Source organism: Cognatishimia coralii, assembly GCF_037478305.1.
Classification (GTDB): domain Bacteria; phylum Pseudomonadota; class Alphaproteobacteria; order Rhodobacterales; family Rhodobacteraceae; genus Cognatishimia; species Cognatishimia coralii.
The window spans coordinates 84,962-109,582 of record NZ_JBBGAZ010000005.1 but is presented as its reverse complement, the minus strand read 5'-3'; the positions used below and the strand labels follow the sequence as shown (position 1 = coordinate 109,582).

Genomic DNA, 24,621 nt, shown 5'->3' with positions numbered 1-24,621 from the left:
GCCTCCAGCCTAGCCGCTTCGCGTCAACCATCAAGCGGTTTTATCCGGATGTATCGCAAAGCAACTGATAGTCGGTCAAAGATTTGTCACCGATCCGCATCAACCTGAAGAACGTCGCCGCAGTGGCCGCAGTGTCCTGAACGTCCAAAGTTTCACTGACCGCACGGCTGGCCGTCGACAAAGAGCGCATCCCGATTTGTTCGCCAATCGCGTCCAAGCCGGCGACGCATATGGCAAATTCATCCCAATTCCCTGCCTGAAAGAAGGACTCAGCCCGCGTGAGCCGCGCCGAAAGTTCGCGCATCGCTGTGGCCAGCACATCTTGGGCGTCCTTGGTGCCCAAAAGCTTAAACAAATGACGGATCTGTTTTTGGTCAAACTGAACCGCCTCATCCACATAAAGTATTGAAATCTGTGTCATCGCCCACCTGTTGTTTTGACCCACCACGATCGTGCCTTTGGTGCCATCGCGAGGTTGGAAAATCGTTAGGACGCTGGAGCGATTTCTTCTCAAATCGAGGTGAATTGGTGTCAATTTTTCCGAAATTTCGCGATGAGAAATGCAACTTTTCCCGAGGTCTGGCCACGGGGTTTCCCTTTCCGACCCAGTCATTTACTTAGGTGAAAGAGGTGAGTTTTGGATACAGTCGACTTAGTCTTACTCAGCAGTTTTTCTCTTCTTGTTGCCGGTACAATCAAGGGTGTTGCAGGTCTTGGTCTGCCAACGGCCTCGGCTGCCATCATGACGTTGTGGATTGCACCCAGAACTGCGATCGCCCTGATCCTGATCCCGATGCTTGTGTCAAACTTCTGGCAGGTCTGGCGCATGGGGGATGTGCTTGGCGTGATGCGTCGCTATGCGCCTCTTTGCCTTGCCCTGGCGGTGGTGCTTTTTGTGACCGTCAGCCTTTCGGCGACAGCACCGGATCGCGTGATCTTTCTGGTGCTTGGAGTTTCAATTCTGAGCTTTAGTATTGTGAACCTTTTGGTGGAATTGCCCAAGCTTCCTGAACATCTTGATCGATCCGCGCAGGTCATCGCGGGCAGTATTGCCGGTGTCCTTGGCGGTTTGAGCGGCATCTGGGCGGCGCCCATGGTGTTCTATCTCACGGCCCGCCAAGTCGACAAAGACGAGTTTATTCGGGCCACAGGTCTTCTGATCTTTGCAGGCTCGGTGCCATTGGCCGTCGGCTATGTGCAACAGGGTTTCTTGACCTCTGAATTTGCCGTTATCGGGACGGTGATGATTCTGCCGACTTTGATCGGGTTCTCCGTTGGAGAGCGCATTCGCAAAGGCTGGCCGAGCGATAAATTCCGGCGCATCTTCCTTTATTTGTTCCTGGTGATGGGTCTGAATCTGCTACGGCGTGGTCTGTTCTAGGTCTCGGAAACTTTGAAAGTTTCCAACGTCGATTTCTTTTAAAGAAATCGCAATAAAAAAGCCCCGCCGGTTGGCAGGGCTTTCCATTGATTTCAAGGCTCAATTCAGCCCTTCTTCAGAACCTCTCGGCCCAGCGTTTCCGCAATCTGAACCGCGTTCAGCGCAGCACCTTTGCGCAGGTTGTCAGAGACGCACCACAGGTTGATCCCGTTCTCAATTGTGCTGTCCTGACGGATCCGCGAGATAAAGGTTGCGAAATCGCCCACGCATTCCTTCGGGGTCACGTAACCACCGTCTTCGCGTTTATCGATCACCATGATGCCCGGCGCTTCACGCAGGATCTCGCGGGCTTCGTCCTCATCCAGGAATTCTTCGAATTCGATGTTGATCGACTCAGAGTGACCTACGAACACAGGCACGCGCACACAGGTCGCGGTGACTTTGATCGCCGGATCCACGATCTTTTTGGTCTCGGCCACCATCTTCCACTCTTCTTTGGTGGAGCCGTCTTCCATGAACACATCGATATGCGGAATGACGTTGAAGGCGATCTCTTTGGTGTAAACTTTGGCAGGCACATCAGAGGTCGGGTTATAGACCGCTTTGGTCTGATCCCAGAGCTCATCCATCGCGTCTTTGCCGGAACCCGACACAGACTGATAGGTGCTCACAACGACGCGTTTGATCTTGGCGCGGTCATGCAACGGCTTGAGCGCCACAACCATCTGCGCGGTCGAGCAGTTGGGGTTTGCGATGATGTTCTTTTTGGAATAGCCATGCACCGCCTCAGGGTTACATTCCGGCACGATCAGAGGCACGTCGGGGTCATAGCGATAGAGCGAAGAGTTATCGATCACGACACAGCCCGCCGCAGCCGCTTTGGGGGCGTATTCCTTGGTCGCAGTTGAGCCCACAGCGAAAAGCGCCATGTCCCAGCCGGTGAAATCAAAGGTGTCCAGATCCTGGGTGGTCAGGGTCTTGTCGCCAAAGCTGACTTCTGTGCCCAGCGACCGACGGCTGGCAAGAACTGCAAGTTCATCCACGGGGAACTGACGCTCCGCGAGGATATTCAGCATTTCGCGGCCCACGTTTCCGGTGGCTCCCACGACAACGACACGATATCCCATTTTCTTCTCCATAAGACTTTGGTGCCCGAGCAATTCGGACGCGCTCTCATACCGAGCTTTCCTTGTGGAAAAAAGGGGCAGGGGGCCGCATTCTTGTGATGTGGGACATCAAAGAACGCGAATTCGCGGATTATTCGGCCTCAAGCACCCCTCGATAGACCTCAACCAGCGCGCGTGCTTCGTTTTCAATAGCGAAATGCCGTTCGACATGCTGCCGCGCAGCAATTCCTGCCTCCGCTAGAGTGTTACGATTCTCCAACATGTCGGTCGGACTGAGCTATCTCAGCAAACAGCCTTAAAGAAACCGATTAAAAATTGATCTCTACGTCAGGCAGGTTCAGCTCTTTGATCAGCTCGCGCAACTCCTGACGCGCGGCGACGTTCGAGATATTGAGCTGCTTCACCCCGATATCTTTCAGATCCAACAGGGTCAGGCCGCGCGGAAAGAGTTCGCGGAAAATCACGCGCTCATTGAAACCCGGTGCCGTGCGGAATCCGATCCGCTTGGCCAGACGTTCCAGCGCCTTGCCCATCTTCTCTTTGTTCACCATCTGCTGCGCGCCCAAACGGTTGCGCACCACGATCCAGTCAATCGGCTTCAGCCCCGCCTGCGCCCGCAATTGCCGCGCGTTCCAGACCATTTCGGAATAGACCGACGGGCCAAGGATCTTTTCCCCATCCACATCGATCTTCGCCAACAGATCGAAATCTACGAAACTGTCATTTAGCGGCGTGATCAGCGTATCCGCCAGCGAATGCGCCACCTGAGACAGGCGTGTATGAGAGCCCGGGCAGTCGATCAGGATGAAATCATTGTCAGGCTCCAACGTGGCAATCGCCGCCGAAAGTCGCATGTCATAGATGTTTTCGCCTTCCTGCAAACTCGCGGGATCGATCTCGGGCAGGTCGAAATATTTCGGAGACGGAAGCTCAATCTCTGCCTTTTCCATGAACCGCTCGCGGTTCTCGACATAGCGGCCAAAGGTACGTTGGCGCAGGTCCAGATCCAGCCCGGCAATGGAAAATCCCATCCGCGCAATGGCCGTTGCCACATGCATCGAAACGGTGGATTTCCCCGCTCCGCCCTTTTCGTTCCCCACAACGATGATATGCGCCATCTTTCGATCCCCAATATACTCTGTCGTGCCGGATGACCTTACGGTCTTATGCCCTTGATGCCACTATATGTTGTGTTTGCATTTAGGGGAAGCACGGTTTGGCGCCCTTGTCTTGCAATTCGGCTGAGGGTGCAAGCAGATTGCGTCAGCCGCCTGTCAAACAGGCGTGCCGTCGATCCATGTGCCTGTTTTAATACCGTCCAAAGTCCAGCTTCCCACGCGATACCGGATCAACCTGAGTGTCGGATGCCCCACGGCGGCCGTCATGCGCCGCACCTGCCGGTTGCGCCCTTCTGAAATGGTCAGTTCGATCCAAGAATCCGGCACGGATTTCCGCACCCGAATAGGCGGCGTGCGCGGCCAGAGCCCAGCAGGTTCATCCATGCGTCGCACTTTCGCGGGGCGCGTCTTGCCGTCCTTGAGCATCACACCCTTGCGCAATTCTTCCAAAGCCTCATCAGACGGCACGCCCTCAACCTGCGCCCAATAGCATTTGCTCATCTTGTTCTTGGGATTGGCGATGCGGTTCTGCAGTTTGCCATTGTCGGTTAACACAAGCAGCCCTTCAGAATCCCGGTCCAGCCGCCCCGCCGCATACACTCCGGGCACGTCAATGAACTCGGACAATGTCCGCCGGGACGAGCCTTCGGTGCCTTTGTCGGTAAACTGCGACAGCACATCGAAGGGTTTGTTGAAAAGGATAACACGAGTCATGTGCAGCCCTTACAGCGCAATCCACGCTTTGGCTATTGAAACTCGGCGCAAGCCTGCGAAAGATGCGCTCAAGGAGAGCGCTATGAAAAAAGACCTCAAACCCGCGACATTCGCAGCCCACGCCGGTGGCGCCTACGACGAGGCCTCGGGCGGCGTGGTGATGCCGATCCAGCCCTCAACGACCTATCGTCGCGACGAGGCCTATGCGCCGCTCAATCCGGACAACGTTTATATCCGCCCACACAATGAACCGGTGCGCGCGGCCGAGGCCATTATTGCCCAGCTCGAAGGCGCCGCCGAGTCGCTCTTGTTCCCAGCCGGCATGGCCGCCATTGCAGCCGCCTTCCGCTGGCTGCCGACGGGTGCGCGTGCGGTCGTGCAATCGGGTATTTACTGGGGCACAACGAAATGGCTGCGCGGCTTTGCCGAACGGCGCGGCATCGAGATGATCGAGGTCGACGCCAGCGACAGCGCAGCACTTGCCGAGGCCATCGGCTCCAAGGTTGACCTTGCCTTCGTTGAGACGCCGTCCAATCCATGGCTCAAAACCACCGACATCGCCACGGCCGCAGACCTCACCCACGCGGCAGGCGGCGTCCTTGTGGTGGACAGCACCGCAGCCTCTCCGATCCTGACCCGACCGATAGAGTTTGGCGCGGACATCGTCATGCACTCGGCCACCAAGGTCATGAACGGCCATTCCGACGTGCTTGGCGGGGTTCTGAGCACTGCCAAAGACAGCGCCATCTGGCAGGCCATCAAAGATGATCGCGCAGACACCGGCGCGGTCATGGGCCCGTTTGAGGCCTGGCTGCTCGTGCGCGGCTTGCGCACTTTGCCATTGCGGATCGAGCGGATGTGCCAGTCTGCCCAGACCATCGCAGACTATCTGGTCGACCATCCCCAGATTTCTGACGTCTTCTATCCCGGACTGTCCAGCCACAAGGGGCACGAAATCGCGAAAGCTCAGATGTCCGGCGGCTATGGCTATGTATTGTCAGCCCTCGTGAAAGGCACAGGGGCCGACGCCCTAAAAGTCGCGGGTCGCCTGAACCTCTTCCTGCGCGCGACTTCCATCGGCGGCGTTGAAAGCCTCGTGGAACATCGCCATACCATCGAGCCGCACACGGGCATTCCCGAAACCCTGCTGCGTCTCTCTATCGGTATTGAAGATGCGGGAGACCTCATCGACGATCTCGCACAGGCTTTGGGGCAGTAATCAGGGCCGAACGAAACTCTTCCGCGCTTCTTCGCATTCATCGCGGATGACGCAGCCGATGTCGTGGTCATTGATCAGACCCATCGCCTGCATGAAGGCAAAGATCGTGGTCGGCCCCACGAATTTCCAACCACGTTTCTTGAGCTCTTTAGAAATCGCCACGGATTCAGGCGACGTGGTCAAGGTATGCGGCGTGCCCAACGTCTCGGGATCCGGCTCATAGCTCCAGAAGAACTTGGCCAGAGACCCTTCGGTCACGACCATCTCTTTGGCGCGTTTGGCGTTATTGATCACAGCTTCGATCTTGCCGCGATGGCGGATGATGCCCGCGTCAGCCAATAGCCTCTCGACATCCTCTTCGCCGTAGTTCGCCATTTTCTCAAAATCGAACCCGTCAAAACCAGCGCGAAAATTCTCGCGCTTGTTCAGGATCGTGCGCCAGCTGAGGCCTGACTGAAAGCTCTCCAGACAGACCTTCTCAAACAGCCGCTGATCGTCTTTGACAGGAAAACCCCATTCGCGGTCGTGATAGTCCAGAAACTCCGGCGCGGCCCCGGCCCAGGCGCAACGTGGCCGCCCATCCGGCGCGATATAAAGCTCTCCCATTGGGTCCCCTTATCGAGTTGGGTCCACCTTGCGAATATAGTTGGCCGCGCGTTTACCAATAGCGGCGCTGCCTTTGATCGACGGGTGGATACGGTCCAGCCCATGATAGGAAAGATCGCCATGCGGGACCAGATCCCTCATCGACAGATAATGGAAGCCCTTGCGCTTTACTGCCAGTTTTTGGAGTCGCTCTTCCAGGATATTGCCCTCTTCGGCACAGCTCTCAATCGGAGAGCCCTTGCCCGGCGTGCGCAGATAGCCCAGCCACAGGATCTGCCCACCGCTGGTTTGCAACCGCGTGACAAGCTCTGGGATCTCACCGGATTTGCCATCCGCCGAGACCAGCCGATCCAATTTGCGCTTACAGCCGGTACAGCCGCAGGCCAGCCAAATGTCGTTGCCGCCGCCGTTAGCGATGATCCAGTCATACTGTCCACCGCGATATTGCTTGCCGATGTTAAAACCAACAGCGCCTGTCAGCGGCAGCGCATAAATAATTCGCGCCCCGATCACAGAGCGATCCACGACGGGCTCGCCCAATTCCTTGGCAATCACATCCGAAATGGCGCGATTGGACACCCCATGCGCGGCCATCATTGAATCGCCCATGGCCAACATGCGCGGCGCTTGGGTTGCAGTTGTTTCCACACAGCCCACCAAAATAAGCGGTACAATCAAAAGCAACAGTCGTTTCATGGCCTGCTCTGCCTTTCTTAATTCTTTCCCGAAAAATGCCTGCATCGGGTCTTTCTTGTCTATGTTAGCTTGTCATTCTTGACAGCGCACGGTTTACCTTAATTGCGATGTTTCAACCCAAGGGGTCACCAGCATGTCCGAAATGCGTCTTTCCCATGTCATCGCGGGATTTGTGGCTGTGCTGGTGGGATATGCGGGCAGCGTGGCCATCATCTATCAGGCAACCTTGGCCGCGGGTGCGACGCCCGCACAAGCAAGCAGTTGGATGCTGGCACTGGGGTTGGGCTGTGGGATCTCGAGCATCTACCTCTCCTTGCGCCACCGCGTGCCGATGTTGACGGCCTGGTCCACGCCCGGGGCGGCTCTCTTGGTGGTGGCTCTGCCGGGTGTGCCGCTAGAGCAAGCCATCGGAGCCTTCGTGGGCTGCGGCGTGCTTTTGTTGCTGACGGGGCTCACTGGCTGGTTTGAGAAACTGAACGATTGGATCCCCGATGCCTTGGCCAATGCGATGCTCGCGGGTGTCCTCTTTCGCTTTGGGGTCGAGGCCTTTGGATCCCTGCAGGTCGACATGGTCTATGCCGGAACGATGATCGCCGTCTATGTGCTCGCCCGCAGCTTTGCCGCGCGCTTTGCCGTGCCATTGCTGTTGATCTATGGCCTAGGGTTCGCTGTGATGACCGGCGCCTTTGATCTCTCGGCATGGCAAGGCGCGGGCATCGCGATGCCGGTGTTCATCATGCCAGAATTCAACGTCTCGGTTCTGATCTCTGTCGGCATTCCGCTGTATTTGGTGACAATGTCCTCACAAAACATGGCCGGAGTCGCTGTGTTGCGCGGCGCTGGGTATCGGGCGCATGTGTCCTCGGCGCTGAATGTCACCGGATTTCTGACCACGGTGCTCGCGCCATTCGGAGGCTTTGCCTTCAACCTCGCTGCCATCACCGCCGCGATCTGCGCCAATGAAGAAGCAGGCGAAGACCCCAAGACCCGCTATTGGGCACCGGTATTCAGCGGCCTGATGTACATCTTGCTGGGCATCTTTGGCGCGGCGGTCATCGGGCTGTTCCTCGCCGCTCCGAAAGTCTTCGTCGCTGTGCTCGCAGGCCTCGCGCTGTTGCCCACAATCGCTGCCTCTTTGTCTGCGTCCCTTGCTTCACCTGCCCATCGGGAGGCCGCGCTGATCACGTTTTTGACGACCGTTTCGGGGATCTCCTTCTTCGGTATTGCCGCGCCGGTCTGGGGGTTGTTGTTTGGCGCGCTTGCTTACGGGCTCACAACGCTGCGCAGGTGATCGCGTCCCTTCCTTGTTTCCTGACTGAACTCCCTGCGCTAGCATCGTCGCAAACGCAGGGGGATTGAGATGGAGATACGACCGCTCACAGGCGCTTTGGGTGCCGAAATTTTGGGTGCAGACGTTAAGGATCTCACCCAGTTCAATGCGATCCAAGCAGCATTCGCGGAACACTCCGTGATTGTCTTGCGCGACCAGTCCATCACACCCCAAGACCACCTGAACTTCGCCCGCCGTTTCGGTCCCATCAACGTCAATCGGTTCTTCAAACCCGTGGACGGCCACCCAGAAATCGCAACTGTCCTTAAGGAAAAAGACCAGAAAGAAGCCGTCGGAGAAGGCTGGCACACGGACCATTCCTACGACCAGATCCCAGCACTAGGGTCGATCCTGCACGCCATCGAGATGCCGCCCTTTGGCGGCGACACGCTTTTTGTGTCCATGGGCGCAGCCTATGAGGCGCTGTCGGGCAAAATGCGAGGATTTCTGGACGGGCTGACTGCAATCCATTCCTCGCGCCACGTCTTTGGCGCAACCATATCAGACAGCGAGGCCGCCAAAAGCGGTCGCCTATTTAACGCAGAAGCCGCCACGCAGGACGCCCGCCACCCCGTTGTTGTCACCCATCCCTTAAGTGGGCGACGCGGCCTATACGTCAATCCAGTCTTCACCACCCACATCGAAGGCCTAAGCCCCGCCGAGTCTGACGCCCTGCTGCAGATGCTTTACACCCACTGCATGCAGCCCGAGTTCCAATGCCGTGTCCGCTGGCAGGCAGGCGATCTAACCATGTGGGACAACCGTGCCACCTGGCACAAGGCGATCAATGACTATCACGGCTATCGGCGCCTTATGCATAGAGTGACAGTGGAGGGCGTGGCGCTCAGCTAACCCCAACAAAAAACGCCGCCCCAATTTGGGACGGCGTTCTCGAACAACCAAAGTGGCGAGGCTTAGAAGCCCAGACCTTCGTATTTCTTTTTGAACTTGGAAACACGGCCGCCCGCGTCCATCAGGCGAGAGTTGCCGCCGGTCCATGCTGGGTGCACGGATGGGTCAATATCAAGCGCCAGCTGGTCGCCTTCGGCACCCCAGGTGGAGCGCATTTTGACAACGGTGCCATCGGTCATTTTGACGTCGATGAAGTGGTAATCTGGGTGTGTATCTTTTTTCATCGGTCCACTCCTTACGCCTTAGGCGCCTTGTAGTTGGTGTCTTCTGCGATACGTGCGGACTTACCACGACGGGAACGCAGGTAGTACAGCTTGGAACGACGTACGCGACCACGGCGTACAACGGTGATGCTGTCGATGTTGGTGGAGTACAGAGGGAACACACGTTCCACGCCTTCACCAAAAGAAATCTTGCGAACTGTGAAGGAGCCAGCGATGCCGGACCCGTTTTTGCGGGAAATGCAAACGCCTTCGTAGTTCTGAACACGAGTGCGGCTGCCCTCGGTCACTTTAAAGCCTACGCGCACGGTGTCGCCGGCTTTGAAATCTGGGATGTCTTTGCCCAGAGAGGCGATTTGTTCCGCCTCGAGTTCTGCGATCAGATCCATCTGACCTTCTCCTATTTTGCCCGTGGTTTGGTCCACGAAGTTAGGTGCCGTCTAAGAACTCTGTGTCTTCACCGGGTCCGCAAATGCGCCCGCCAGAGGGTAGCCGTCGTTGCTTGTGTTTCTTTTGAAATCCGCGTCGCCCTCGAAGAAGAAAGCGATATGCCAATACACAAAAGGCCCGAACGACTCAGAAAGAGTGCCGGACGGGCGGTGTATAGGGGGGAATTTGGGGGCTGGCAAGGGGGCTTAGGCCCGCTTTTGTTGGGATTTTGGCCGCCCAAGGGTCAAGAAATCAAGGCCAGATCGTTCTTCGGCCAAAAGCACGACTTCTGCCGCCGCGCGCGCGTCTTCTTCGGCGTCATGGTGATGGAAAACAAGACCAAGCTCTGATTTCAGATTGGCGAGCCCATGACCCCCATTGCCTTTGAACTCAGGCCAGGCCTTGCGCGCGATGGTGACACTGTTGATCCATTCGCTGTTCAAATGTGGGATCCCATAGGCGTGGCACGCCATATCAAAGGCCTGCTTATCAAAGGTGCTATGCTGGACAAGGATGCTCTGTTCTAACCGGTGGCGCAGCATGCCCAACACCTCAGGAAAGGCGGGCGCCCCAGCGACCTGAGTGGGGCAAATACCGTGCAATTGAACATTGAAGGATGAAAACCGTTCTTCGGGGTCGATCAAATAGCTTTCCGTGCGCATATCACCGTTGCTGGCAACATAAGCGAGACCGATCTGGCAGATGCTATGCCGGCCCCGATTGGCGGTTTCGACATCGACTGCGATGAATTTGTACACCGGTCTGCCCCTTTCGGTTTTAGGTACGGTCCAATTTCTTCGCCCACAAATCCGGCCGCCGCTCTTGCGTCAAAGCCTCGCTCTGCGCGCGGCGCCACTCTTCAACCTTGCCATGATTGCCCGAGGTCAGCACGTCCGGGATCTCTAACCCTCGCCATTCAGCGGGACGCGTGTATTGCGGATGCTCCAGTAACCCGTTGGAATGGCTCTCGTCCTCAATACTCTCGGCATTGCCTAGAACCGATGGCAACAAACGCACCGTCGCATCGATCATCGCCTGCGCCGCGATCTCTCCGCCGGTCAGCACGAAATCCCCCAGCGAGACCTCTTGGATCTGATAGTGATCCAACACCCGCTGATCCACGCCTTCAAAGCGCCCACAGAGCATCACCACCCCGTCATGGCGCGCCCAGTTGCGTGCCATCTGCTGGTCAAACCGCCGCCCGCGCGGGGAGAGATAGACCAACGGGCAACGCCCCTTCACCGACTTCAGCGTGTGATCGATGGCCTTGCCCAAAACGTCAGGCCGCAACACCATCCCCGCACCACCGCCTGCGGGCGTGTCGTCCACGTTACGGTGCTTGCCCTCGCCAAAGACCCTTAGATCCGTGGTCTCAAGCTGCCATTTCCCATCCTTCAGCGCCTTGCCCGTCAGGCTCTCGCCCAGCACGCCCGGAAAAGCCCCCGGAAACAGAGTTATGATATGCGCGGCCCAGATGTTATGCAGCTTTGGGGCCTGAGTCATCAACTCGCGCGGCTTGAGCGACGCGCTCATGGATTTGCGCCCATGCGACTTGGTCAGATTACCCTTGCCCCCATGCGACAGCATGCCATGGGATTTGGATCCAGCGGATTTCGGTGTGTCACTCATGTCGCGCTTTTGGCGATTGAGCGTGTGAATTGCAAGCCTCTAGCCCTCTTGGCGTCGCGCCCGCCAATAGGTGCGCCGTGCTTGAAGTTTGGCTTGCTTCAGCTCCATCGGATCCAGATCCTGACGATTGAGCGCCAGATAGGTCTCGGCAAGTTCCGCAGGCAAGGTGCCATTGGCGATGCCCGTGGGATGCATCACATCACGGTGCACTGAAAGCTGTGGCAAATGGTCAATCGCAGCCTCGGCAGGGCCAAGCCTGAGATTGCCGATCTCTTCGAGCCAGGCGCGATGGACGGGCACAGGGGCGACGGCCGCCGCGATCTCATTCGCGCAGGCGGCCAGATCACATTTCGCGGCGGGCGTGGTCATATAGGTCTCGAGGTCGCTCACCATCGGACGGCTGCGCAGATGTTGGCTGTAGCAGCTTTTGGCCCAGGGTTCGGTTTGGCGCAGGGTCAGAAGGATCGCGATGTCATGATCCGCGAAGCCGGTTTTGGCCAGTTCTTCGATCAGGATGCAAAGCGTTCTCGGGGCGGTGTCATAACGTGTCTTGCCGTGGCGTCCGGGCATCGAGCCCGCGAGGTCTTCTTCCGTAATCAAGACATCGCGCGGGTCGTGCGCGTCGAATTGGGCGAAAAACGCCTGAATGGCCTCGCGCAAAAGCTCTTCGGTGTCCTCATCGCTACCCCGCGCAAAAAGCCAGGCCGCAAGGCGCAGGTCCTTGGTTTCCTCCGGCGTGTTGACCCGCACCCAGTCTGCGATTTTGTCGGCATTCTTTCGCATCGTCGCCTGCAGCGACGACGTGCCCGTCTTGTGAAACCCCGCATGGATCAGCAGGCGCGGCATGGGGTTAAAACAACCCGTCCGGAGGATCCGCGATCAGGCGACCAGCGGCCATGTCGACCGTAGGGACGACGGCTTTGGTGAAGGGCAACAGCACGGTGGCCTTCAAGCCCGGCCCGTGGATTTCCAACAGATCATCCGCGCCATTGTTCTGCACCGACTTCACATGACCAAGCGTCGAGCCACCAGTGTCGCGCACCTCGAGACCAATGAGATCGGTGTAATAAAACTCGTCTTCCTCAAGTTCCGGCAACCGATCCCGCGGCGCATAAAGCTGCGTGCCTTTTAGCGCGTCGGCCTCTTCCTTGGTGGTCACACCCGAAAGCCGCGCCGCCAGCCCGTTCTTGATCGAGCGCGTGAGGACTAGGTCAAAAGATGTCCCGCCGTCCTCAGTTGTCAGAGGCGCATAATCCGCAATCGCGTCGGCCTCAGCGGTAAAGCTCTTAAGGCGCACTTCGCCATGCACGCCGAATGCTCCGGCGATTGCTCCTACACAGATGAGATCGGAAGGGGTGGTCATGAGGCGACGTCCGTTTTTGCTCTTATCTGGGTGATAGCGCGTTGAAGGGGCGGGGGCAAATATGGAGACATTGATTTATTGCTTTGCTGACGTAGCTTGCTTTGAAAGAAGGTTGGCTTCGGCCATCACCCATGATTTTCAACAGAGAGGTTTTTGACATGCGGACAATGGCAGCCTTTGTCTTCCCCGGGTTTCAGACGCTGGATTTCTTTGGCCCTATGGAAATGCTGGCAGGCTTTTTTGATGAGATAGATTTGGTGACCGTGGGCATTGATACAGATCCTGTGCCCAGCAGACATGGCCAGAAAATCCTGCCAGATTGCGGGATCGGGTCGGGTGATATCTATGATTTGTTATTCGTCCCCGGTGGCGACGCCGCCTTGGATCTCGCGAAAGATCCCAAAGTCATGGACTGGCTGCGCGCCGCTTCAGGCAATGCGGAAAGGGTTATGGGTGTTTGCACCGGTACCGTATTGCTTGGCATGACGGGCGCGCTTGATGGGAAACGGGCGACGACAAATAAGCTCGATTTTACAGCCACCGTTCCGCTAGCCCCAAATGTCGATTGGGTGAAGCAAGCGCGATGGGTTCAGGACGGCAAGTTCTTTACGTCTTCGGGAGTGTCGGCCGGTATGGACATGGCGCTGGCTGTGGCTGCCGATTTATTCGGAATTGAGAAAGCGCGCGAAATGGCCGAGGGCTGCGAATATGTCTGGCAGGAAGATCCAGACAACGATCCTTTTGCGGCTGGCGCTGGCCTCGTTTGAGCTGAGTCTTTCTGGGTTGGCTGAAAGGTTACCTCACCTCAACCGGCAATGCCTTACGCCGATCTTCCCAGCCCTGTTGCTCAAGCTCCGGCGTATCTGACGCCTCTTGCGGGAAGCCCACGCATAGATACGCCACCAAGGACCAGTCTTCCGGCACGTCCAGATCGCGATTTAACCGCACCGGATCCAAAATCGAGACCCAGCCCACGCCAAGCCCCTTGGCCCGCGCGGTCAACCAGAAGAGGTTGATCGCCCCAACCACAGAATAGCGTCGCATCTCGGGCATCGTGCCTGCGCCAAGGCCTGCGCCCTTGTCGGTCGCCTCATCGCAGTAGATCGCCAGCTGCACCGGGCTTTCCTGCATACCCGAGAGCTTTAGCCCCGCATAAAGCTTGGCCTTCTCGCCGGAATACCCCTGAAGCGCCTGATCATTGGCCTCTTTGAAATTCTCAAAAGCCGCCCCACGCGCTGCGTCGCTTGAAACACGCACCACACGCCAAGGCTCTGACAGACCCACTGAAGGGGCCTTTAAAAACGCGTCGAGGCACTCCGTTAAGAGCGCCTCGTCCACTGGATCGGTTTTGAAATGGCGAACGTCGCGGCGCCATTTCAGCAGCCGGTCGAGCTCATCTTGGAACGCGTCAGAAAACGCCGCCATCTCTTGGTCCGTCTTATTCTTCTGCTGCTTCTTCAGCAGGAGCGGCTGCGGCTTCGGCTGCTTCCGCGGCCTTCGCTGCTTTCTCCTCGGCACGGTCTTGTGCTTTCTTTCCAGGCGTACCTTTGTTCGGGTTGTTACGCTCAGTTTTCGCGTTCACGCCAGCCGCTTCCAGGAAGCGTGCGACACGGTCGGTAACCTGTGCGCCTTGGCCAACCCAGTACTGGATGCGCTCAACGTCCATTTTCACGCGCTCTTCGCTGTCTTTAGGCAGCAGAGGGTTGTAGGTGCCCAGCTTCTCGATGAAGCGACCGTCGCGTGGCATGCGGGAGTCCGCTGCAACGATGCGGTAGAAAGGACGTTTTTTAGAACCGCCGCGGGCGAGACGAATTTTCATTGCCATGGTGAGTATCTCCTATGAATGGCTGTATCGGGGAAAGGCCCCGTTATTCCTGATGTTTCTTGTGATGCCTTATGACTTCCCCAATGATGAAATTGAGGAAAGCCTTGGCGAATTCGGGATCGAGCTCGGCCTCTTTCGCCAGGTTTTCGAGCCGTGCGATCTGCAGGCTTTCGCGCGCAGGGTCGGACGGTGGAAGGTCGTGTTCAGCCTTGAGCTTGCCCACGGCCTGTGTGTGTTTGAACCGCTCGCCCAGAGTATAGACGAGGATTGCGTCCAGACGGTCGATCGAGTCGCGGTGCTCGGCGAGGATTTCAGCCGCACGTGCGGTGGCGTCAGTCATGCGTCAGCTCCTGTGGCTTGCGGTTGATTTGAGTATTTTGGGCAAGATGAAATCATTTCTTTTTCCCAAATCCAGAGAGTCCTGGCGGCAGAGCGCCACCGCCGAGGCCGGGCAGGCCGCCAGGCATGCCTTTGCCGAGGCCACCGGCACCCAGTTGTTTGGCCGCTGCTTCCAGCGCTTTGGGGTCCATGGCAGATGGGTCCATACCAGCAGGCATCTCTGGCATGCCGCCTTTGCCGAACATGCCTTTCATGGCCTGTTTCAGCATGCCGCCTTTGCCCATTTTCTTCATCATGTCTGACATCTGACGCTGCATCTTGAGCAGCTTGTTGAGGTCCGAAACCTCCATGCCAGCGCCCTTGGCGATCCGCTTTTTGCGCGACGCCTGTAGGATCTGCGGGTTGGCGCGTTCGACTTTGGTCATGGACTGGATCAGGGCGATCTGCTGTTTCAGGATCTTGTCATCCATCCCAGCCGCCTGCGCCTGTTTCGCCATTTTACCCATACCGGGCATCATGCCCATGACGCCTTCCATGCCGCCCATCTTGAGCATCTGCTCGAGCTGCATTTTCAGGTCATTCATATTAAAGCGCCCCTTCTGGAAGCGCTTCATCATCTTTTCGGCCTGTTCAGCCTCGATGGTTTCCTGAGCCTTCTCAACCAGAGCAACAATGTCGCCCATGCCCAGGATGCGACCCGCGATACGGTCCGGCTCGAAGGTTTCGAGCGCGTCCATCTTTTCGCCGAGGCCGACGTATTTGATTGGCTTGCCTGTGACCGCGCGCATGGACAAAGCCGCACCGCCACGTCCGTCGCCGTCCATCCGGGTTAGAACAACGCCCGAGATGCCGATTTTGCCGTCAAACTCTTCTGCGACCTCGACGGCGACCTGTCCGGTTAGACCATCAACGACCAAGAGCGTTTCGCGCGGGTTGACCGCGTCGCGGACATCCTCGACCTCTTGCATGAGGGTCTGGTCAATCTGCAAACGGCCCGCGGTGTCGAGCATATAGACGTCATAGCCACCAAGCGTCGCCTGTTGTTTGGCGCGTTTGGCAATTTGAACCGCGCTTTCCCCTTGCACGATAGGCAGGGTGTCTACACCGATCTGCGTTCCAAGGATCTCGAGCTGCTGCATCGCCGCCGGACGGTAGATATCCAGCGACGCCAAAAGCACGCGCTTGCCGTCTTTTTCCTTCAGACGCTTGGCGAGCTTACCGGTCGTCGTTGTCTTACCAGAGCCCTGCAGACCGACCATCAGGATCGGGGCAGGTGGGTTGTCGATCTTGAGCGCGCCGGGATCTTCGGTGTCACCTGCGAGCACGTGTTTCAGCTCGTCATGGACGATCTTGACGACCTGCTGGCCCGGCGTAACCGATTTCGTGACCGCTTGACCTGTGGCCTTATCCTGAACCGCTTTGACGAAATCGCGTGCAACGGGCAGCGAAACGTCTGCCTCAAGCAGAGCAACACGCACTTCGCGCAGGGCCGCCTTGACGTCATCCTCAGACAGGGCGCCTTGCTTGGTAAGCCGATCAAAGACGCCGGAAAGGCGTTCGCTGAGATTTTCAAACATCGCTTTCGGCTCCTTTTCAGCCCGTCACGTTTCAATAAAGGCCGAGATAGTCACGACCCGCCCATTCGCCAAGATGTTCCAAAGGCCCAATGCACGAATGCCCCCGTGGGCGAAACTCGCTGACGGGGGGCGATCCTGGCAGAGGCCTAGGACCGGAAGTTTTGACGGACTTCCGGAATTAAGCGGGTCTCTAAAGGAGTGGGGGAAAGGAGTCAAGCAAGGTCAAATAAGGCGCAATCTGGGCGAATTGTGGCGAAAATCTGGCGAAAAGCGCGGGTTTCGAAACAAATTGGTTAAGAAACCCTTAAATGGTCACAATTGGATTGAGTTGCTGTTGTATTACTGTCGTAAAAGTAGAACATACAATCTTAACGGGAAAAAATTCCGAGCGGACAAGCGATAATAAATGCCTCGTAAGACTTTGAACACAAGCAGTAGTTTCCGGCAGGGCTTTGGGTGGGCCCCGATTTACGTGGCTACGTCCTTGATCGGAATTCTTGTCGCTGGGGCTATTCTGTATTTCGTCGAGCAGCGCAATCGTTCAGAGTATGAAAGCGAAATGCGCAGCAAGCTCCAGTACGATCTGAACCAAGCTGCGCTGGATCTATCGCTGGTTTTCCAGCGCAACGCTGATACGATCCGTTCGGTCGCTGCTCTGATCTCGATCGAGCCGGATATCTCGTTTGAAAGGTTCTCCGAGTTTTCAGAGAAGATTTTTGTCGATCACAATGACTTTCTGCAAATTGCCGCAGCTCCGGATCTAGTGGTCGACCGCGTCTATCCGAACACGCTCGCGGACGGTTTACTAGGTCTCGATTACCGCGCACCCGGCAACGAAGAACTGATGGGGCATGTGCTTAGGGCACGTAAAGCGCAATCGGTGCTATTTTCAGGGCCGGTGGACTTGTTCCACGGCGGCCAAGGCGTGATTGGTCACAACGTCGTCTATCTGGACGACGCCAATGGCGAGCCTCAATTCTGGGGGTTGATCAATCTCGTGATCGACTATGAGGAAGAACTACACATCCTGGGTCTGGACGATGTTCCCTATCGCCTTGCGATCCGCGGCAAAGACGCGCGTGGCAGTCATGGGGCCATTTTCTGGGGAGACAGGTCCACCTTTGCGGCGGATCCCGTGTTCGCGACAGTGAACCTTCCGGTTGGATCCTGGGTTATGGCTGCTGCTCCTACTGGGGGCTGGCACAACTATTCCGTCAGCGTCACCCGGTTCTACGGTATTGTTGCCGGGACGACTCTGATTGTAATTCTGCTGCTCAGTGCGGCGACACGTCTTGTCCAATTGCGCATTCGGGCTGTGGCTCAGATGTCCAGTGCAATCAACTCGATCCAGGATGGCTTTGCCTACTACAACAGTGATGACCGACTGGTCGCTTGCAACGAAAAGTACCGCGATTTCCATGGTGGCGCCTCAAAACTTTTCACCGCAGGAACGAGGTTCGAGGACATCCTCCGGTCTGGCGTTTCTCGTGGCCACTATGCCGAGGCGATTGGGAACGAAGAGGAATGGCTTCAAAACCGCCTGGCCCAACACAGAGCGTCTGAAGGAGCCGTCGACCAAAAGCTCGACGATGGTCGTTGGGTGCGCATGTCAGAATCCCGTACGCCTGATGGCGGTACAGTGGGTTTCTTGATGGACATCACAGAGCTGATGAATGCCAAGGAAGAGGCCGAGCGTGCCAATCTCGCGAAATCCGAGTTCCTGGACGTTATGAGCCACGAACTGCGCACGCCCCTCACTGTTGTTCTGGGTGGTACACCCTTCTTGGTTAAGCCAGAGCTTTTGCCCGCAACACAGAAAGTCACCTCGCGGCTCGCGTCTATGGGCGACGAGGCCGCGCCGATAGCAAAGGATGTCGACACGATGCTGACGTCCTACAAAAGTCTTGCCGGCAAGGTCGAGCGGTCAGCAAAGAGCCTCCTGACACTGATCAATGAGGTTCTGGATTACTCCAAAATCGAAGCCGGCCGTATGAAGTTGGCACGCGAAATGACCTATTGTGACGAGATCATCGAAGATGTCGTTGAAGAATATCGCAATAAAGCGGCCGAAAAGGGACTCACAATCGAAACCGAATCCCCGGAATTGGCCATCTATGCGGACGAACCGCGTGTGCGTCAGGTGCTTGAAAATCTGGTCAGCAACGCGATCAAATTCACAGAAGATGGCAGTGTTCGCGTACAGGCACAGACGTTTGGCGACTTTGCGCGCTTCAGAGTGATCGATACCGGTATTGGGATCCCTGCAGACCGCGTCGACGGTATCTTTGAAAAATTCTCGCAAGCCAACACGTCAGATCGGCGTCGCGCTGGCGGAACCGGACTGGGCTTGGCCATTTCCAAGAAGTTTGTCGAAATGCACGGCGGCACAATTGCTGTGACAAGCCGTGAAGGCGACGGCAGCGAGTTTTCTTTCACCATTCCAAAGCATATGGTGCAAAAATCTCGTGCCCACATAGAACAACGCGCAAAACCGGCAGCATAGTGGCGCGAAACTTGGCTTGAAAACTGCCCGACTTGCTGACAGAGGTCCCCTGGTCTGATCGATCCAAGGGAGCCTCAAGATGGATGCGTCTTCGAAATTTCAGGATAGTCTGCCGATAAGCTCGGATGCTCTGCTGACGCAGCTTGATGATTGGGGTATTGGCTATCGCCTGTTTCATCACGTGCCCTTGCGGACAGTTGCGGACGCCAAAGAGGTCGAACGGGACATGATGACCCCGGGCGAGACAGCCTTTCTGACAAAGAACCTCTATCTGCGGGATCGCAAGAAGCGGAACTATCTGGTGACGCTCGATCAGGACCGCGACGTGGACCTAAAGGCACTGGGCAAGGCCTTGGGCGTCGGGGGCCTGTCCTTTGGCTCTGCAGATCGCCTGCTGGAAAATCTTGGCATCCGCCCTGGGGCCGTCAGCCCTCTGTCCATGGTCAACGGGGCCAAGGCAGGCGTGACCTTTATTCTGGATCCCAAAGCGCGTGAGGCGGATGTGCTGTTCTTTCATCCGCTTGTGAATGATCGCACCGTCGCGATCACTCTGGCCGAGCTAGAGGTGATCTTTGGCCATATCGGCGCAGAGATCACCTGGTTGCCCGAGCTTTAGGGCTTAAGCCACCAGATCAAGTGTCTCGACGGTTTCGGCATTCACGAAGGTCACATCCTGCAGGCCAAGGAAGCCAAAGAACACTTTCAGATGTGGCGTCAGGAAGTCAGCCGGAGAGCCGATCTGGACGCCTCCAGAAGCGACAGCAACGATGACTTTCTTGTCCGCCAAAAGACCCTCGGGGCCGTTTTCAGTATAGCGGAAGGTCACGCCCGCGCGGGCAACTTGGTCGACCCAGGCTTTCAAAACCGCCGGACCCGAGAAATTATAGATCGGCGTGCCGATCACGATCGTGTCGGCCTTCTGAAGCTCTTCGACAATGGTGTCCGAGACCGCCAGCGCGTCTGCCTGTGCGGCGGTGCGATCTTGCGGAGGGATGAACGTAGAGGTGACCCAGCCTTCGTCCAGCAGTGGAAGTGGCTCAGCGAGGTCGCGACGGATCACTTCGGTCGCGTCGAGTTTGGCGACAATATCGGCAGACAGACGACGAGAGACTGAATCTTGTTGGCGCGCAGAGGCGTCGATGTGCAGAACAGTATGGGACATGGATCTTTTCCTTTGCTTGTCTGCCTCCCAAAATGGACCTTGCAATTTTGAACTCAACAGGCGTTAATGCGCATCTAGTGTTGGAATTTGCACAGGTTAACGATGGACAATTGGGATGAAATCCGCACGGCCTATCAGGTTGCGCGTTTGGGCACCGTAAGCGCGGCGGCTGATGTGTTGGGCGTGCACCACGCCACAGTGATCCGCCACATCGACGCGCTTGAAGGGCGTCTGGGCGTGAAACTCTTCCAGCGTCACGCGCGTGGCTATACTGCGACCGAGGCCGGCGAAGATCTGATGCGGGTTGGTCAGGCGACCGACGATCAGTTCGGCCAGCTCGAAGGCCGCATCAAAGGACGCGGCAGCGACGTCAGCGGCGAATTGGTTGTGACCTCGCTGGCCAGCATCGCGCCCTTGCTCAGTCCGGTCCTTGTCGAATTTCAGCGAGACTATCCCGATCTGTTGATCCGCTATCTCACCGATGCCCGCGTGTTCCGCTTGGAATATGGAGAGGCGCATGTTGCGATCCGGGCGGGCTCGGTGCCGCAAGAGCCTGACAACGTTGTGCAACGGCTGGGGTATCTGAACGTCGGGCTCTATGCGTCGAAATCCTATGTCAAAGAGCATGGCAAGCCGGACGGTGTTGAAGATTTCAAGAACCACCGCTTCGTGGCGGATGACAGCCTGAAAACCCGCGCGCCTTTCCATAAATGGCTCTTTGAAGTCTCGCCCCGCGAAACCCATGTGTTCCGAGGCACAGATCAATTGGCGCTCGAAAACGCGGTCTTCGCGGGGGCTGGTATTGGTTTCCTTCCTCGCTTTGTCGGCGAAACCCGCGACGATGTGGTCGAGGTGATGGAGCCTCTGGATGATTGGCACGGCAACCTCTGGCTTGTGACCCACGTGGATCTGCACCGAACCGTCAAAGTCCAGTCCTTCCTCACATTCCTAAAAGACCGCGCGAAACATTGGATCTAAGGCTCTCGCGACCCGCCCAAGGGCATTTGGCGATGCTGACGTTCTCGGCCCTTGTGGCTGGGTCGTTTTCGCTCGGCTCTTTGGCGGCGAATGAGATCGCGCCGACGGCATTGACCGCGCTCAGGTTCCTGATTGCATCCTTCGTGATCGGAGCCGTCGCCCTCGCAACAACCGGTCTACCCAAAAGTGCCGCGCGTGCGCCGTGGCGGTATGTCGTCTTAGGTGGGCTCTTTGCGATATACTTCGTGCTAATGTTCGAAGGCCTCAAGACCGCTCCGCCGGTCAGCACGGCGGCGGTCTTTACCCTGACCCCGATCATGAGCGCAGGGTTCGGCTACCTACTGCTGCGCCAGATCACGACGCCCCGGATGGCGCTGGCCTTGGTGATCGGCGCGATTGGCGCGATCTGGGTGATCTTTCGCGCAGACCTCTCGGCCTTCCTGCAGTTCAATGTCGGGCGCGGCGAGGTGATCTATTTCTGGGGCTGCGTCGCCCACGCGCTCTATACACCGCTGGTGCCCAAACTGAACCGCGGAGAGCCGCCGGTCGTTTTTACCTTTGGTATGCTGCTTGCCGGTTTTGTGATTTTAACCGTGATCGGCTGGCCTCAAATCATGGCAACCGATTGGGCAGCCCTCCCGATGATCGTCTGGGTCACGGTCTTCTACCTCGCGATTTTCGCCTCAGCCGCGACCTTTGTCCTGTTGCAATTCGCAGCCCTGAACCTGCCAAGCGCCAAGGTCATGGCCTATACCTATCTGGTGCCCAGTTGGGTGATCCTTTGGGAAATCGGGCTGGGGAATGGAGCCCCCAAACTTTTGGTCGCGGTCGGCGTGTTGATGACCTGCGGCGCGCTTTTGCTGCTTTTGCGTCAGGAGCCGTGATCGTCGCCGAGTTCGGTTTCCAGAAACTTCTCAAAGGCCTCAAGGTTCACCGGTTCAAACTGCCCAAAGGCCTGCATCCAGACCGAGGCATCTTTCATCGCATTGGGCTCTAGTTTACACCATTTCACCCGCCCACGTTTTTCCTGACTGATAAGGCCTGCCTTGGTCAGGATCGTCAGATGCTTCGAGATCGCCGCCAGGGACATTTCAAAGGGCTCAGCGACATCGGTCACGGCCATGTCGTCCTCCAGCAACATCGCAAGGATGCTGCGGCGGGTCGGATCGGCGAGGGCCGCAAAGACGTGATCAAGAGCCTGACTCATAGCGCTGCTTGTAGCTGTCCGCGAAGACAGAGGGAAGCATTGACCGAGGGATGAGGGCAAAGTTCAACCAAATCGTTAAATATTGCCAATAGGCAATTTTAGCCATTTGGTAACCAATTCACGCAAAGCACGTGCCGAAAGTGAATTTTAGAAAGTGTTTAATTTCAAGGTATTGTCCACCAATTCCCCGCGTCATCCCGCCGCTTGACTCTAAACCCCTACGCCCTTAGCACTGCGCTCAGGTTCAACCATTGGATTTGCGCGTGCCCGACCCGGATCACAGAGATCAACTGAAGCATCTCGAAGAGCGGATCGAGGCGGTCAAAAAGACCCAGGCACCCAAACCTCATATGGAGGAACACTATTCTCAGGCACAGCTGGCCTGGCGGATGGTGATTGAGCTGGTGGCCGGTATGTTGATCGGCTTTGGGATTGGGTACGGGCTGGATACCTTGTTTGGGACGCAGCCGCTTTTCTTAATCCTGTTTATATTTTTGGGTTTCGCCGCCGGGGTCAACGTTATGATCCGCAGCGCACGCGAAATTCAGGCGAAACAAGAGGCCGACTCGCAAGAGGACGCCGAGTAGAGACGAAGAGGATAGTCACGTGGCAAAAGACGCACACGGCGCAGAAGAAGGCGGTCTGGTCTTTCACCCAATGGATCAGTTCATTGTGAAGCCTCTGTTTGGTGGCGACCACATTGGCATGTTCACCATCACCAACGTGACCCTTTGGATGGCGCTGGCTGTTGTCGCAGTGATCGCGATGATGGTTTTCGGCACATCCAGCCGCAAAATCGTGCCAGGTCGCAGCCAGTCTGTTGCCGAGCTTGCTTACGGCTTCATTTACAAAATGGTCGAAGACGTCGCCGGCAAAGACGCGGTGAAGTTCTTCCCATATATCATGACGCTCTTCATGTTCATCGTGTTTGCCAACTTCCTTGGCCTGATCCCGATGTCCTTCACCACCACATCGCATTTCGCTGTGACTGTTGTTCTGGCTCTGCTGGTTTTCGTAACCGTGACCGTGGTTGGTTTCGTCAAGAACGGCCTTGGGTTCCTTGGCCTCTTCTGGGTGTCCTCAGCGCCTCTGCCGCTGCGCCCGATCCTGGCGATCATCGAACTGATCTCTTACTTCGTGCGTCCTGTCAGCCACTCTATCCGTCTTGCGGGTAACGTTATGGCGGGCCACGCGGTTATCAAAGTTTTCGCAGGCTTTGCAGCCATCGCAGTTGTGTCCCCGGTTTCGGTCGTGGCGATCACCGCGATGTACGGTCTGGAGGTCCTGGTGGCCTTTATCCAAGCCTATGTCTTCACCATTCTGACTTGTGTTTACCTGAAGGACGCTCTGCATCCGTCGCACTAAACGGTGGGGTGGAACCCCACCCTACAGGTCATACAGAACTTCACCCTATTCAGACTAACTTCCAACGTAAGGAGAAATCACCATGGAAGGTCAACTCGCACACATCGGCGCAGGTCTCGCAGCTATCGGTTCCGGCGCAGCCGCAATCGGTGTTGGTAACGTTGCTGGCAACTACCTGGCAGGCGCTCTGCGCAACCCATCCGCAGCAGCATCCCAAACCGCGACGCTCTTCATCGGCATCGCGTTCGCAGAAGCACTGGGCATCTTCTCGTTCCTGGTTGCTCTGCTTCTGATGTTCGCCGTCTAATCCAGCGGAACAATCCTTACGTGCGGGCTGGCGCGCTTTAGCCGCGCCGCCCGTAATCAAACGGAAGTTCCCAGGAGGACGTTATGGCGACTGATACACACGCCGCCGAGGCAGCATCAGCTCCCGGCATGCCACAGCTGGACTTTACCAATTGGGGCAACCAGATTTTCTGGCTACTGGTCACGCTCGTCGTGATCTATGTCGTCCTGTCGCGCATCGCACTGCCGCGCATTGCAGCAGTTCTTGCCGAGCGTCAGGGGACGATCACCAATGATATCGCCAAAGCCGAAGAGCTGAAGGCGCAAGCGGTAGAAGCAGAAGAGGCCTATAACAAGGCGCTCGCAGATGCTCGGGCGGAAGCCTCTCGCATCGTTGCGGAAACCAAAGCAGAGATTCAGGCCGATCTGGACGCGGCCACCGCGAAAGCGGATGCAGAGATCGCGGCCAAAGCCGCCGAGTCGGAGAAGGCGATTGCCGAGATCCGTGCCGGTGCGGTCGAGAGCATCCAAGCGGTTGCGACCGATACGGCAAGTGAAATCGTAGCGGCCCTGGGCGGCAAGGCGGATGCCAAAGCTGTCAAAGCGGCTGTGACCGAGCGGATGAAAGGCTAAGA

At 57.1% G+C, this 24,621-nt stretch carries 32 protein-coding genes; 13 read left to right on the top strand and 19 right to left on the bottom strand.

The window, feature by feature from the left end; all coding sequences use genetic code 11:
• Positions 1–40 precede the first annotated feature (40 nt).
• The gene (locus WG622_RS10825; RefSeq protein WP_339403588.1) at positions 41–421 is read right to left on the bottom strand and encodes a hypothetical protein; all 381 of its coding nucleotides are present in this window, start codon (positions 419–421) and stop codon (positions 41–43) included.
• Positions 422–637: 216 nt separating this feature from the next.
• Between WG622_RS10825 and WG622_RS10820 the strand changes: the two genes are divergently transcribed.
• Complete coding sequence (locus WG622_RS10820; protein WP_339403587.1) at positions 638–1,381, top strand: sulfite exporter TauE/SafE family protein; 744 nt, start codon at positions 638–640, stop codon at positions 1,379–1,381.
• A 104-nt stretch (positions 1,382–1,485) separates the two neighbouring features.
• Here WG622_RS10820 and WG622_RS10815 read toward each other — a convergent pair whose 3' ends face one another.
• From WG622_RS10815 to WG622_RS10800, 4 genes are all read right to left on the bottom strand, one after another.
• Positions 1,486–2,508 (bottom strand): aspartate-semialdehyde dehydrogenase, encoded by a 1,023-nt coding sequence (locus tag WG622_RS10815; RefSeq protein WP_339403586.1) that lies wholly within the window; start codon positions 2,506–2,508, stop codon positions 1,486–1,488.
• Positions 2,509–2,638: 130 nt separating this feature from the next.
• Positions 2,639–2,770, bottom strand: coding sequence for a hypothetical protein (locus tag WG622_RS10810; protein ID WP_339403585.1), 132 nt, complete (start codon positions 2,768–2,770; stop codon positions 2,639–2,641).
• 46 nt (positions 2,771–2,816) lie between these two features.
• Positions 2,817–3,626 carry a division plane positioning ATPase MipZ gene (locus WG622_RS10805; protein ID WP_339403584.1) on the bottom strand — a complete coding sequence of 270 codons (810 nt, stop codon included), beginning with the start codon at positions 3,624–3,626 and terminating at the stop codon, positions 2,817–2,819.
• 156 nt (positions 3,627–3,782) lie between these two features.
• Positions 3,783–4,340, bottom strand: a complete 558-nt coding sequence (locus WG622_RS10800) for an rRNA large subunit pseudouridine synthase E (protein WP_339403583.1) — start codon at positions 4,338–4,340, stop codon at positions 3,783–3,785.
• 82 nt (positions 4,341–4,422) lie between these two features.
• On the opposite strand from WG622_RS10800, the gene WG622_RS10795 reads away from it, so the two are divergent.
• Complete coding sequence (locus WG622_RS10795; protein ID WP_339403582.1) at positions 4,423–5,559, top strand: trans-sulfuration enzyme family protein; 1,137 nt, start codon at positions 4,423–4,425, stop codon at positions 5,557–5,559.
• Here WG622_RS10795 and WG622_RS10790 read toward each other — a convergent pair whose 3' ends face one another.
• Together WG622_RS10790 and WG622_RS10785 are read right to left on the bottom strand one after the other, a co-directional pair.
• Positions 5,560–6,165, bottom strand: a complete 606-nt coding sequence (locus WG622_RS10790) for a DNA-3-methyladenine glycosylase I (protein ID WP_339403581.1) — start codon at positions 6,163–6,165, stop codon at positions 5,560–5,562.
• Positions 6,166–6,174: 9 nt separating this feature from the next.
• A complete protein-coding gene (locus WG622_RS10785; RefSeq protein ID WP_339403580.1) occupies positions 6,175–6,861 on the bottom strand; it encodes an SGNH/GDSL hydrolase family protein in 687 nt (228 codons plus the stop codon).
• A 133-nt stretch (positions 6,862–6,994) separates the two neighbouring features.
• On the opposite strand from WG622_RS10785, the gene WG622_RS10780 reads away from it, so the two are divergent.
• Together WG622_RS10780 and WG622_RS10775 are read left to right on the top strand one after the other, a co-directional pair.
• Positions 6,995–8,152, top strand: a complete 1,158-nt coding sequence (locus tag WG622_RS10780) for a benzoate/H(+) symporter BenE family transporter (protein WP_339403579.1) — start codon at positions 6,995–6,997, stop codon at positions 8,150–8,152.
• Between the two features lie 69 nt (positions 8,153–8,221).
• Positions 8,222–9,043 carry a TauD/TfdA dioxygenase family protein gene (locus WG622_RS10775; protein ID WP_339403578.1) on the top strand — a complete coding sequence of 274 codons (822 nt, stop codon included), beginning with the start codon at positions 8,222–8,224 and terminating at the stop codon, positions 9,041–9,043.
• A gap of 62 nt (positions 9,044–9,105) precedes the next feature.
• Here WG622_RS10775 and rpmE read toward each other — a convergent pair whose 3' ends face one another.
• The 6 genes from rpmE to rimM form a co-directional block, all read right to left on the bottom strand.
• Positions 9,106–9,327 carry a 50S ribosomal protein L31 gene (gene rpmE / locus WG622_RS10770; protein ID WP_209355252.1) on the bottom strand — a complete coding sequence of 74 codons (222 nt, stop codon included), beginning with the start codon at positions 9,325–9,327 and terminating at the stop codon, positions 9,106–9,108.
• An 11-nt stretch (positions 9,328–9,338) separates the two neighbouring features.
• Complete coding sequence (gene rplS, locus WG622_RS10765; RefSeq protein WP_209355253.1) at positions 9,339–9,713, bottom strand: 50S ribosomal protein L19; 375 nt, start codon at positions 9,711–9,713, stop codon at positions 9,339–9,341.
• Positions 9,714–9,959: 246 nt separating this feature from the next.
• Complete coding sequence (locus WG622_RS10760; protein ID WP_339403577.1) at positions 9,960–10,511, bottom strand: exonuclease domain-containing protein; 552 nt, start codon at positions 10,509–10,511, stop codon at positions 9,960–9,962.
• Between the two features lie 19 nt (positions 10,512–10,530).
• Positions 10,531–11,340 carry a tRNA (guanosine(37)-N1)-methyltransferase TrmD gene (gene trmD, locus WG622_RS10755; RefSeq protein ID WP_339403718.1) on the bottom strand — a complete coding sequence of 270 codons (810 nt, stop codon included), beginning with the start codon at positions 11,338–11,340 and terminating at the stop codon, positions 10,531–10,533.
• Positions 11,341–11,421: 81 nt separating this feature from the next.
• Positions 11,422–12,228: a hypothetical protein gene (locus WG622_RS10750; protein WP_339403576.1), complete on the bottom strand. Its 807-nt coding sequence runs from the start codon at positions 12,226–12,228 to the stop codon at positions 11,422–11,424.
• 4 nt (positions 12,229–12,232) lie between these two features.
• The gene (gene rimM / locus WG622_RS10745) at positions 12,233–12,745 is read right to left on the bottom strand and encodes a ribosome maturation factor RimM (RefSeq protein ID WP_339403575.1); all 513 of its coding nucleotides are present in this window, start codon (positions 12,743–12,745) and stop codon (positions 12,233–12,235) included.
• A 131-nt stretch (positions 12,746–12,876) separates the two neighbouring features.
• On the opposite strand from rimM, the gene WG622_RS10740 reads away from it, so the two are divergent.
• Entirely contained in the window at positions 12,877–13,512 is a 636-nt protein-coding gene (locus WG622_RS10740) for a DJ-1/PfpI family protein (RefSeq protein ID WP_339403574.1), read from the top strand.
• A gap of 28 nt (positions 13,513–13,540) precedes the next feature.
• Here the strand turns inward: WG622_RS10740 and bluB are convergent, their stop codons facing one another.
• Genes bluB through ffh form a run of 4 tightly spaced genes read right to left on the bottom strand, consistent with a single transcriptional unit; the run spans position 13,541 to position 16,486 of the window.
• The gene (gene bluB / locus WG622_RS10735; protein WP_339403573.1) at positions 13,541–14,170 is read right to left on the bottom strand and encodes a 5,6-dimethylbenzimidazole synthase; all 630 of its coding nucleotides are present in this window, start codon (positions 14,168–14,170) and stop codon (positions 13,541–13,543) included.
• Between the two features lie 13 nt (positions 14,171–14,183).
• The gene (gene rpsP, locus WG622_RS10730) at positions 14,184–14,570 is read right to left on the bottom strand and encodes a 30S ribosomal protein S16 (RefSeq protein WP_339403572.1); all 387 of its coding nucleotides are present in this window, start codon (positions 14,568–14,570) and stop codon (positions 14,184–14,186) included.
• Between the two features lie 43 nt (positions 14,571–14,613).
• Positions 14,614–14,910, bottom strand: coding sequence for a chorismate mutase (locus tag WG622_RS10725; protein WP_339403571.1), 297 nt, complete (start codon positions 14,908–14,910; stop codon positions 14,614–14,616).
• A gap of 52 nt (positions 14,911–14,962) precedes the next feature.
• Positions 14,963–16,486, bottom strand: a complete 1,524-nt coding sequence (gene ffh / locus WG622_RS10720; protein ID WP_339403570.1) for a signal recognition particle protein — start codon at positions 16,484–16,486, stop codon at positions 14,963–14,965.
• A gap of 406 nt (positions 16,487–16,892) precedes the next feature.
• Here ffh and WG622_RS10715 point away from each other — a divergent pair, with 406 nt between their 5' ends.
• Both WG622_RS10715 and WG622_RS10710 read left to right on the top strand, forming a co-directional pair.
• Positions 16,893–18,989: a sensor histidine kinase gene (locus tag WG622_RS10715; protein WP_339403569.1), complete on the top strand. Its 2,097-nt coding sequence runs from the start codon at positions 16,893–16,895 to the stop codon at positions 18,987–18,989.
• Positions 18,990–19,068: 79 nt separating this feature from the next.
• Positions 19,069–19,605: a prolyl-tRNA synthetase associated domain-containing protein gene (locus tag WG622_RS10710; RefSeq protein WP_339403568.1), complete on the top strand. Its 537-nt coding sequence runs from the start codon at positions 19,069–19,071 to the stop codon at positions 19,603–19,605.
• Between the two features lie 3 nt (positions 19,606–19,608).
• Here WG622_RS10710 and WG622_RS10705 read toward each other — a convergent pair whose 3' ends face one another.
• Entirely contained in the window at positions 19,609–20,151 is a 543-nt protein-coding gene (locus tag WG622_RS10705) for an FMN-dependent NADH-azoreductase (protein WP_339403567.1), read from the bottom strand.
• A gap of 102 nt (positions 20,152–20,253) precedes the next feature.
• On the opposite strand from WG622_RS10705, the gene WG622_RS10700 reads away from it, so the two are divergent.
• Both WG622_RS10700 and WG622_RS10695 read left to right on the top strand, forming a co-directional pair.
• Positions 20,254–21,129: a LysR family transcriptional regulator gene (locus tag WG622_RS10700; protein WP_209355265.1), complete on the top strand. Its 876-nt coding sequence runs from the start codon at positions 20,254–20,256 to the stop codon at positions 21,127–21,129.
• A gap of 32 nt (positions 21,130–21,161) precedes the next feature.
• Complete coding sequence (locus WG622_RS10695; protein WP_339403566.1) at positions 21,162–22,013, top strand: DMT family transporter; 852 nt, start codon at positions 21,162–21,164, stop codon at positions 22,011–22,013.
• Here WG622_RS10695 and WG622_RS10690 read toward each other — a convergent pair.
• Entirely contained in the window at positions 22,001–22,336 is a 336-nt protein-coding gene (locus WG622_RS10690) for an ArsR/SmtB family transcription factor (protein WP_339403565.1), read from the bottom strand. The genes WG622_RS10695 and WG622_RS10690 overlap by 13 nt on opposite strands.
• A gap of 263 nt (positions 22,337–22,599) precedes the next feature.
• Between WG622_RS10690 and WG622_RS10685 the strand changes: the two genes are divergently transcribed.
• The 4 genes from WG622_RS10685 to WG622_RS10670 all read left to right on the top strand — a co-directional run bounded on the left by WG622_RS10685 (position 22,600) and on the right by WG622_RS10670 (position 24,619).
• Positions 22,600–22,923: an AtpZ/AtpI family protein gene (locus tag WG622_RS10685; RefSeq protein WP_339403564.1), complete on the top strand. Its 324-nt coding sequence runs from the start codon at positions 22,600–22,602 to the stop codon at positions 22,921–22,923.
• A 70-nt stretch (positions 22,924–22,993) separates the two neighbouring features.
• Complete coding sequence (locus WG622_RS10680; RefSeq protein WP_209358216.1) at positions 22,994–23,701, top strand: F0F1 ATP synthase subunit A; 708 nt, start codon at positions 22,994–22,996, stop codon at positions 23,699–23,701.
• An 82-nt stretch (positions 23,702–23,783) separates the two neighbouring features.
• Positions 23,784–24,008 (top strand): F0F1 ATP synthase subunit C, encoded by a 225-nt coding sequence (locus WG622_RS10675; RefSeq protein WP_022572950.1) that lies wholly within the window; start codon positions 23,784–23,786, stop codon positions 24,006–24,008.
• An 83-nt stretch (positions 24,009–24,091) separates the two neighbouring features.
• Positions 24,092–24,619 (top strand): F0F1 ATP synthase subunit B', encoded by a 528-nt coding sequence (locus tag WG622_RS10670; RefSeq protein ID WP_339403563.1) that lies wholly within the window; start codon positions 24,092–24,094, stop codon positions 24,617–24,619.
• Positions 24,620–24,621: the final 2 nt, after the last annotated feature.

Coding starts and splice junctions, on each gene's coding strand:
- WG622_RS10810 (WP_339403585.1), bottom strand. CDS start 2,770: ATGTTGGAGAATCGTAACACTCTAGCGGAGGCAGGAATTGCTGCGCGG.
- WG622_RS10690 (WP_339403565.1), bottom strand. CDS start 22,336: ATGAGTCAGGCTCTTGATCACGTCTTTGCGGCCCTCGCCGATCCGACC.
- rpmE (WP_209355252.1), bottom strand. CDS start 9,327: ATGAAAAAAGATACACACCCAGATTACCACTTCATCGACGTCAAAATG.
- WG622_RS10675 (WP_022572950.1), top strand. CDS start 23,784: ATGGAAGGTCAACTCGCACACATCGGCGCAGGTCTCGCAGCTATCGGT.
- WG622_RS10715 (WP_339403569.1), top strand. CDS start 16,893: ATGCCTCGTAAGACTTTGAACACAAGCAGTAGTTTCCGGCAGGGCTTT.
- WG622_RS10800 (WP_339403583.1), bottom strand. CDS start 4,340: ATGACTCGTGTTATCCTTTTCAACAAACCCTTCGATGTGCTGTCGCAG.
- rpsP (WP_339403572.1), bottom strand. CDS start 14,570: ATGGCAATGAAAATTCGTCTCGCCCGCGGCGGTTCTAAAAAACGTCCT.
- WG622_RS10780 (WP_339403579.1), top strand. CDS start 6,995: ATGTCCGAAATGCGTCTTTCCCATGTCATCGCGGGATTTGTGGCTGTG.
- ffh (WP_339403570.1), bottom strand. CDS start 16,486: ATGTTTGAAAATCTCAGCGAACGCCTTTCCGGCGTCTTTGATCGGCTT.
- rimM (WP_339403575.1), bottom strand. CDS start 12,745: ATGACCACCCCTTCCGATCTCATCTGTGTAGGAGCAATCGCCGGAGCA.
- trmD (WP_339403718.1), bottom strand. CDS start 11,340: ATGCTGTCGCATGGGGGCAAGGGTAATCTGACCAAGTCGCATGGGCGC.
- rplS (WP_209355253.1), bottom strand. CDS start 9,713: ATGGATCTGATCGCAGAACTCGAGGCGGAACAAATCGCCTCTCTGGGC.
- WG622_RS10825 (WP_339403588.1), bottom strand. CDS start 421: ATGACACAGATTTCAATACTTTATGTGGATGAGGCGGTTCAGTTTGAC.
- WG622_RS10775 (WP_339403578.1), top strand. CDS start 8,222: ATGGAGATACGACCGCTCACAGGCGCTTTGGGTGCCGAAATTTTGGGT.
- bluB (WP_339403573.1), bottom strand. CDS start 14,170: ATGGCGGCGTTTTCTGACGCGTTCCAAGATGAGCTCGACCGGCTGCTG.
- WG622_RS10700 (WP_209355265.1), top strand. CDS start 20,254: ATGGACAATTGGGATGAAATCCGCACGGCCTATCAGGTTGCGCGTTTG.
- WG622_RS10785 (WP_339403580.1), bottom strand. CDS start 6,861: ATGAAACGACTGTTGCTTTTGATTGTACCGCTTATTTTGGTGGGCTGT.
- WG622_RS10705 (WP_339403567.1), bottom strand. CDS start 20,151: ATGTCCCATACTGTTCTGCACATCGACGCCTCTGCGCGCCAACAAGAT.
- WG622_RS10710 (WP_339403568.1), top strand. CDS start 19,069: ATGGATGCGTCTTCGAAATTTCAGGATAGTCTGCCGATAAGCTCGGAT.
- WG622_RS10750 (WP_339403576.1), bottom strand. CDS start 12,228: ATGCCGCGCCTGCTGATCCATGCGGGGTTTCACAAGACGGGCACGTCG.
- WG622_RS10790 (WP_339403581.1), bottom strand. CDS start 6,165: ATGGGAGAGCTTTATATCGCGCCGGATGGGCGGCCACGTTGCGCCTGG.
- WG622_RS10805 (WP_339403584.1), bottom strand. CDS start 3,626: ATGGCGCATATCATCGTTGTGGGGAACGAAAAGGGCGGAGCGGGGAAA.
- WG622_RS10680 (WP_209358216.1), top strand. CDS start 22,994: ATGGATCAGTTCATTGTGAAGCCTCTGTTTGGTGGCGACCACATTGGC.
- WG622_RS10740 (WP_339403574.1), top strand. CDS start 12,877: ATGATTTTCAACAGAGAGGTTTTTGACATGCGGACAATGGCAGCCTTT.
- WG622_RS10695 (WP_339403566.1), top strand. CDS start 21,162: ATGCTGACGTTCTCGGCCCTTGTGGCTGGGTCGTTTTCGCTCGGCTCT.
- WG622_RS10670 (WP_339403563.1), top strand. CDS start 24,092: ATGGCGACTGATACACACGCCGCCGAGGCAGCATCAGCTCCCGGCATG.
- WG622_RS10795 (WP_339403582.1), top strand. CDS start 4,423: ATGAAAAAAGACCTCAAACCCGCGACATTCGCAGCCCACGCCGGTGGC.
- WG622_RS10815 (WP_339403586.1), bottom strand. CDS start 2,508: ATGGGATATCGTGTCGTTGTCGTGGGAGCCACCGGAAACGTGGGCCGC.
- WG622_RS10725 (WP_339403571.1), bottom strand. CDS start 14,910: ATGACTGACGCCACCGCACGTGCGGCTGAAATCCTCGCCGAGCACCGC.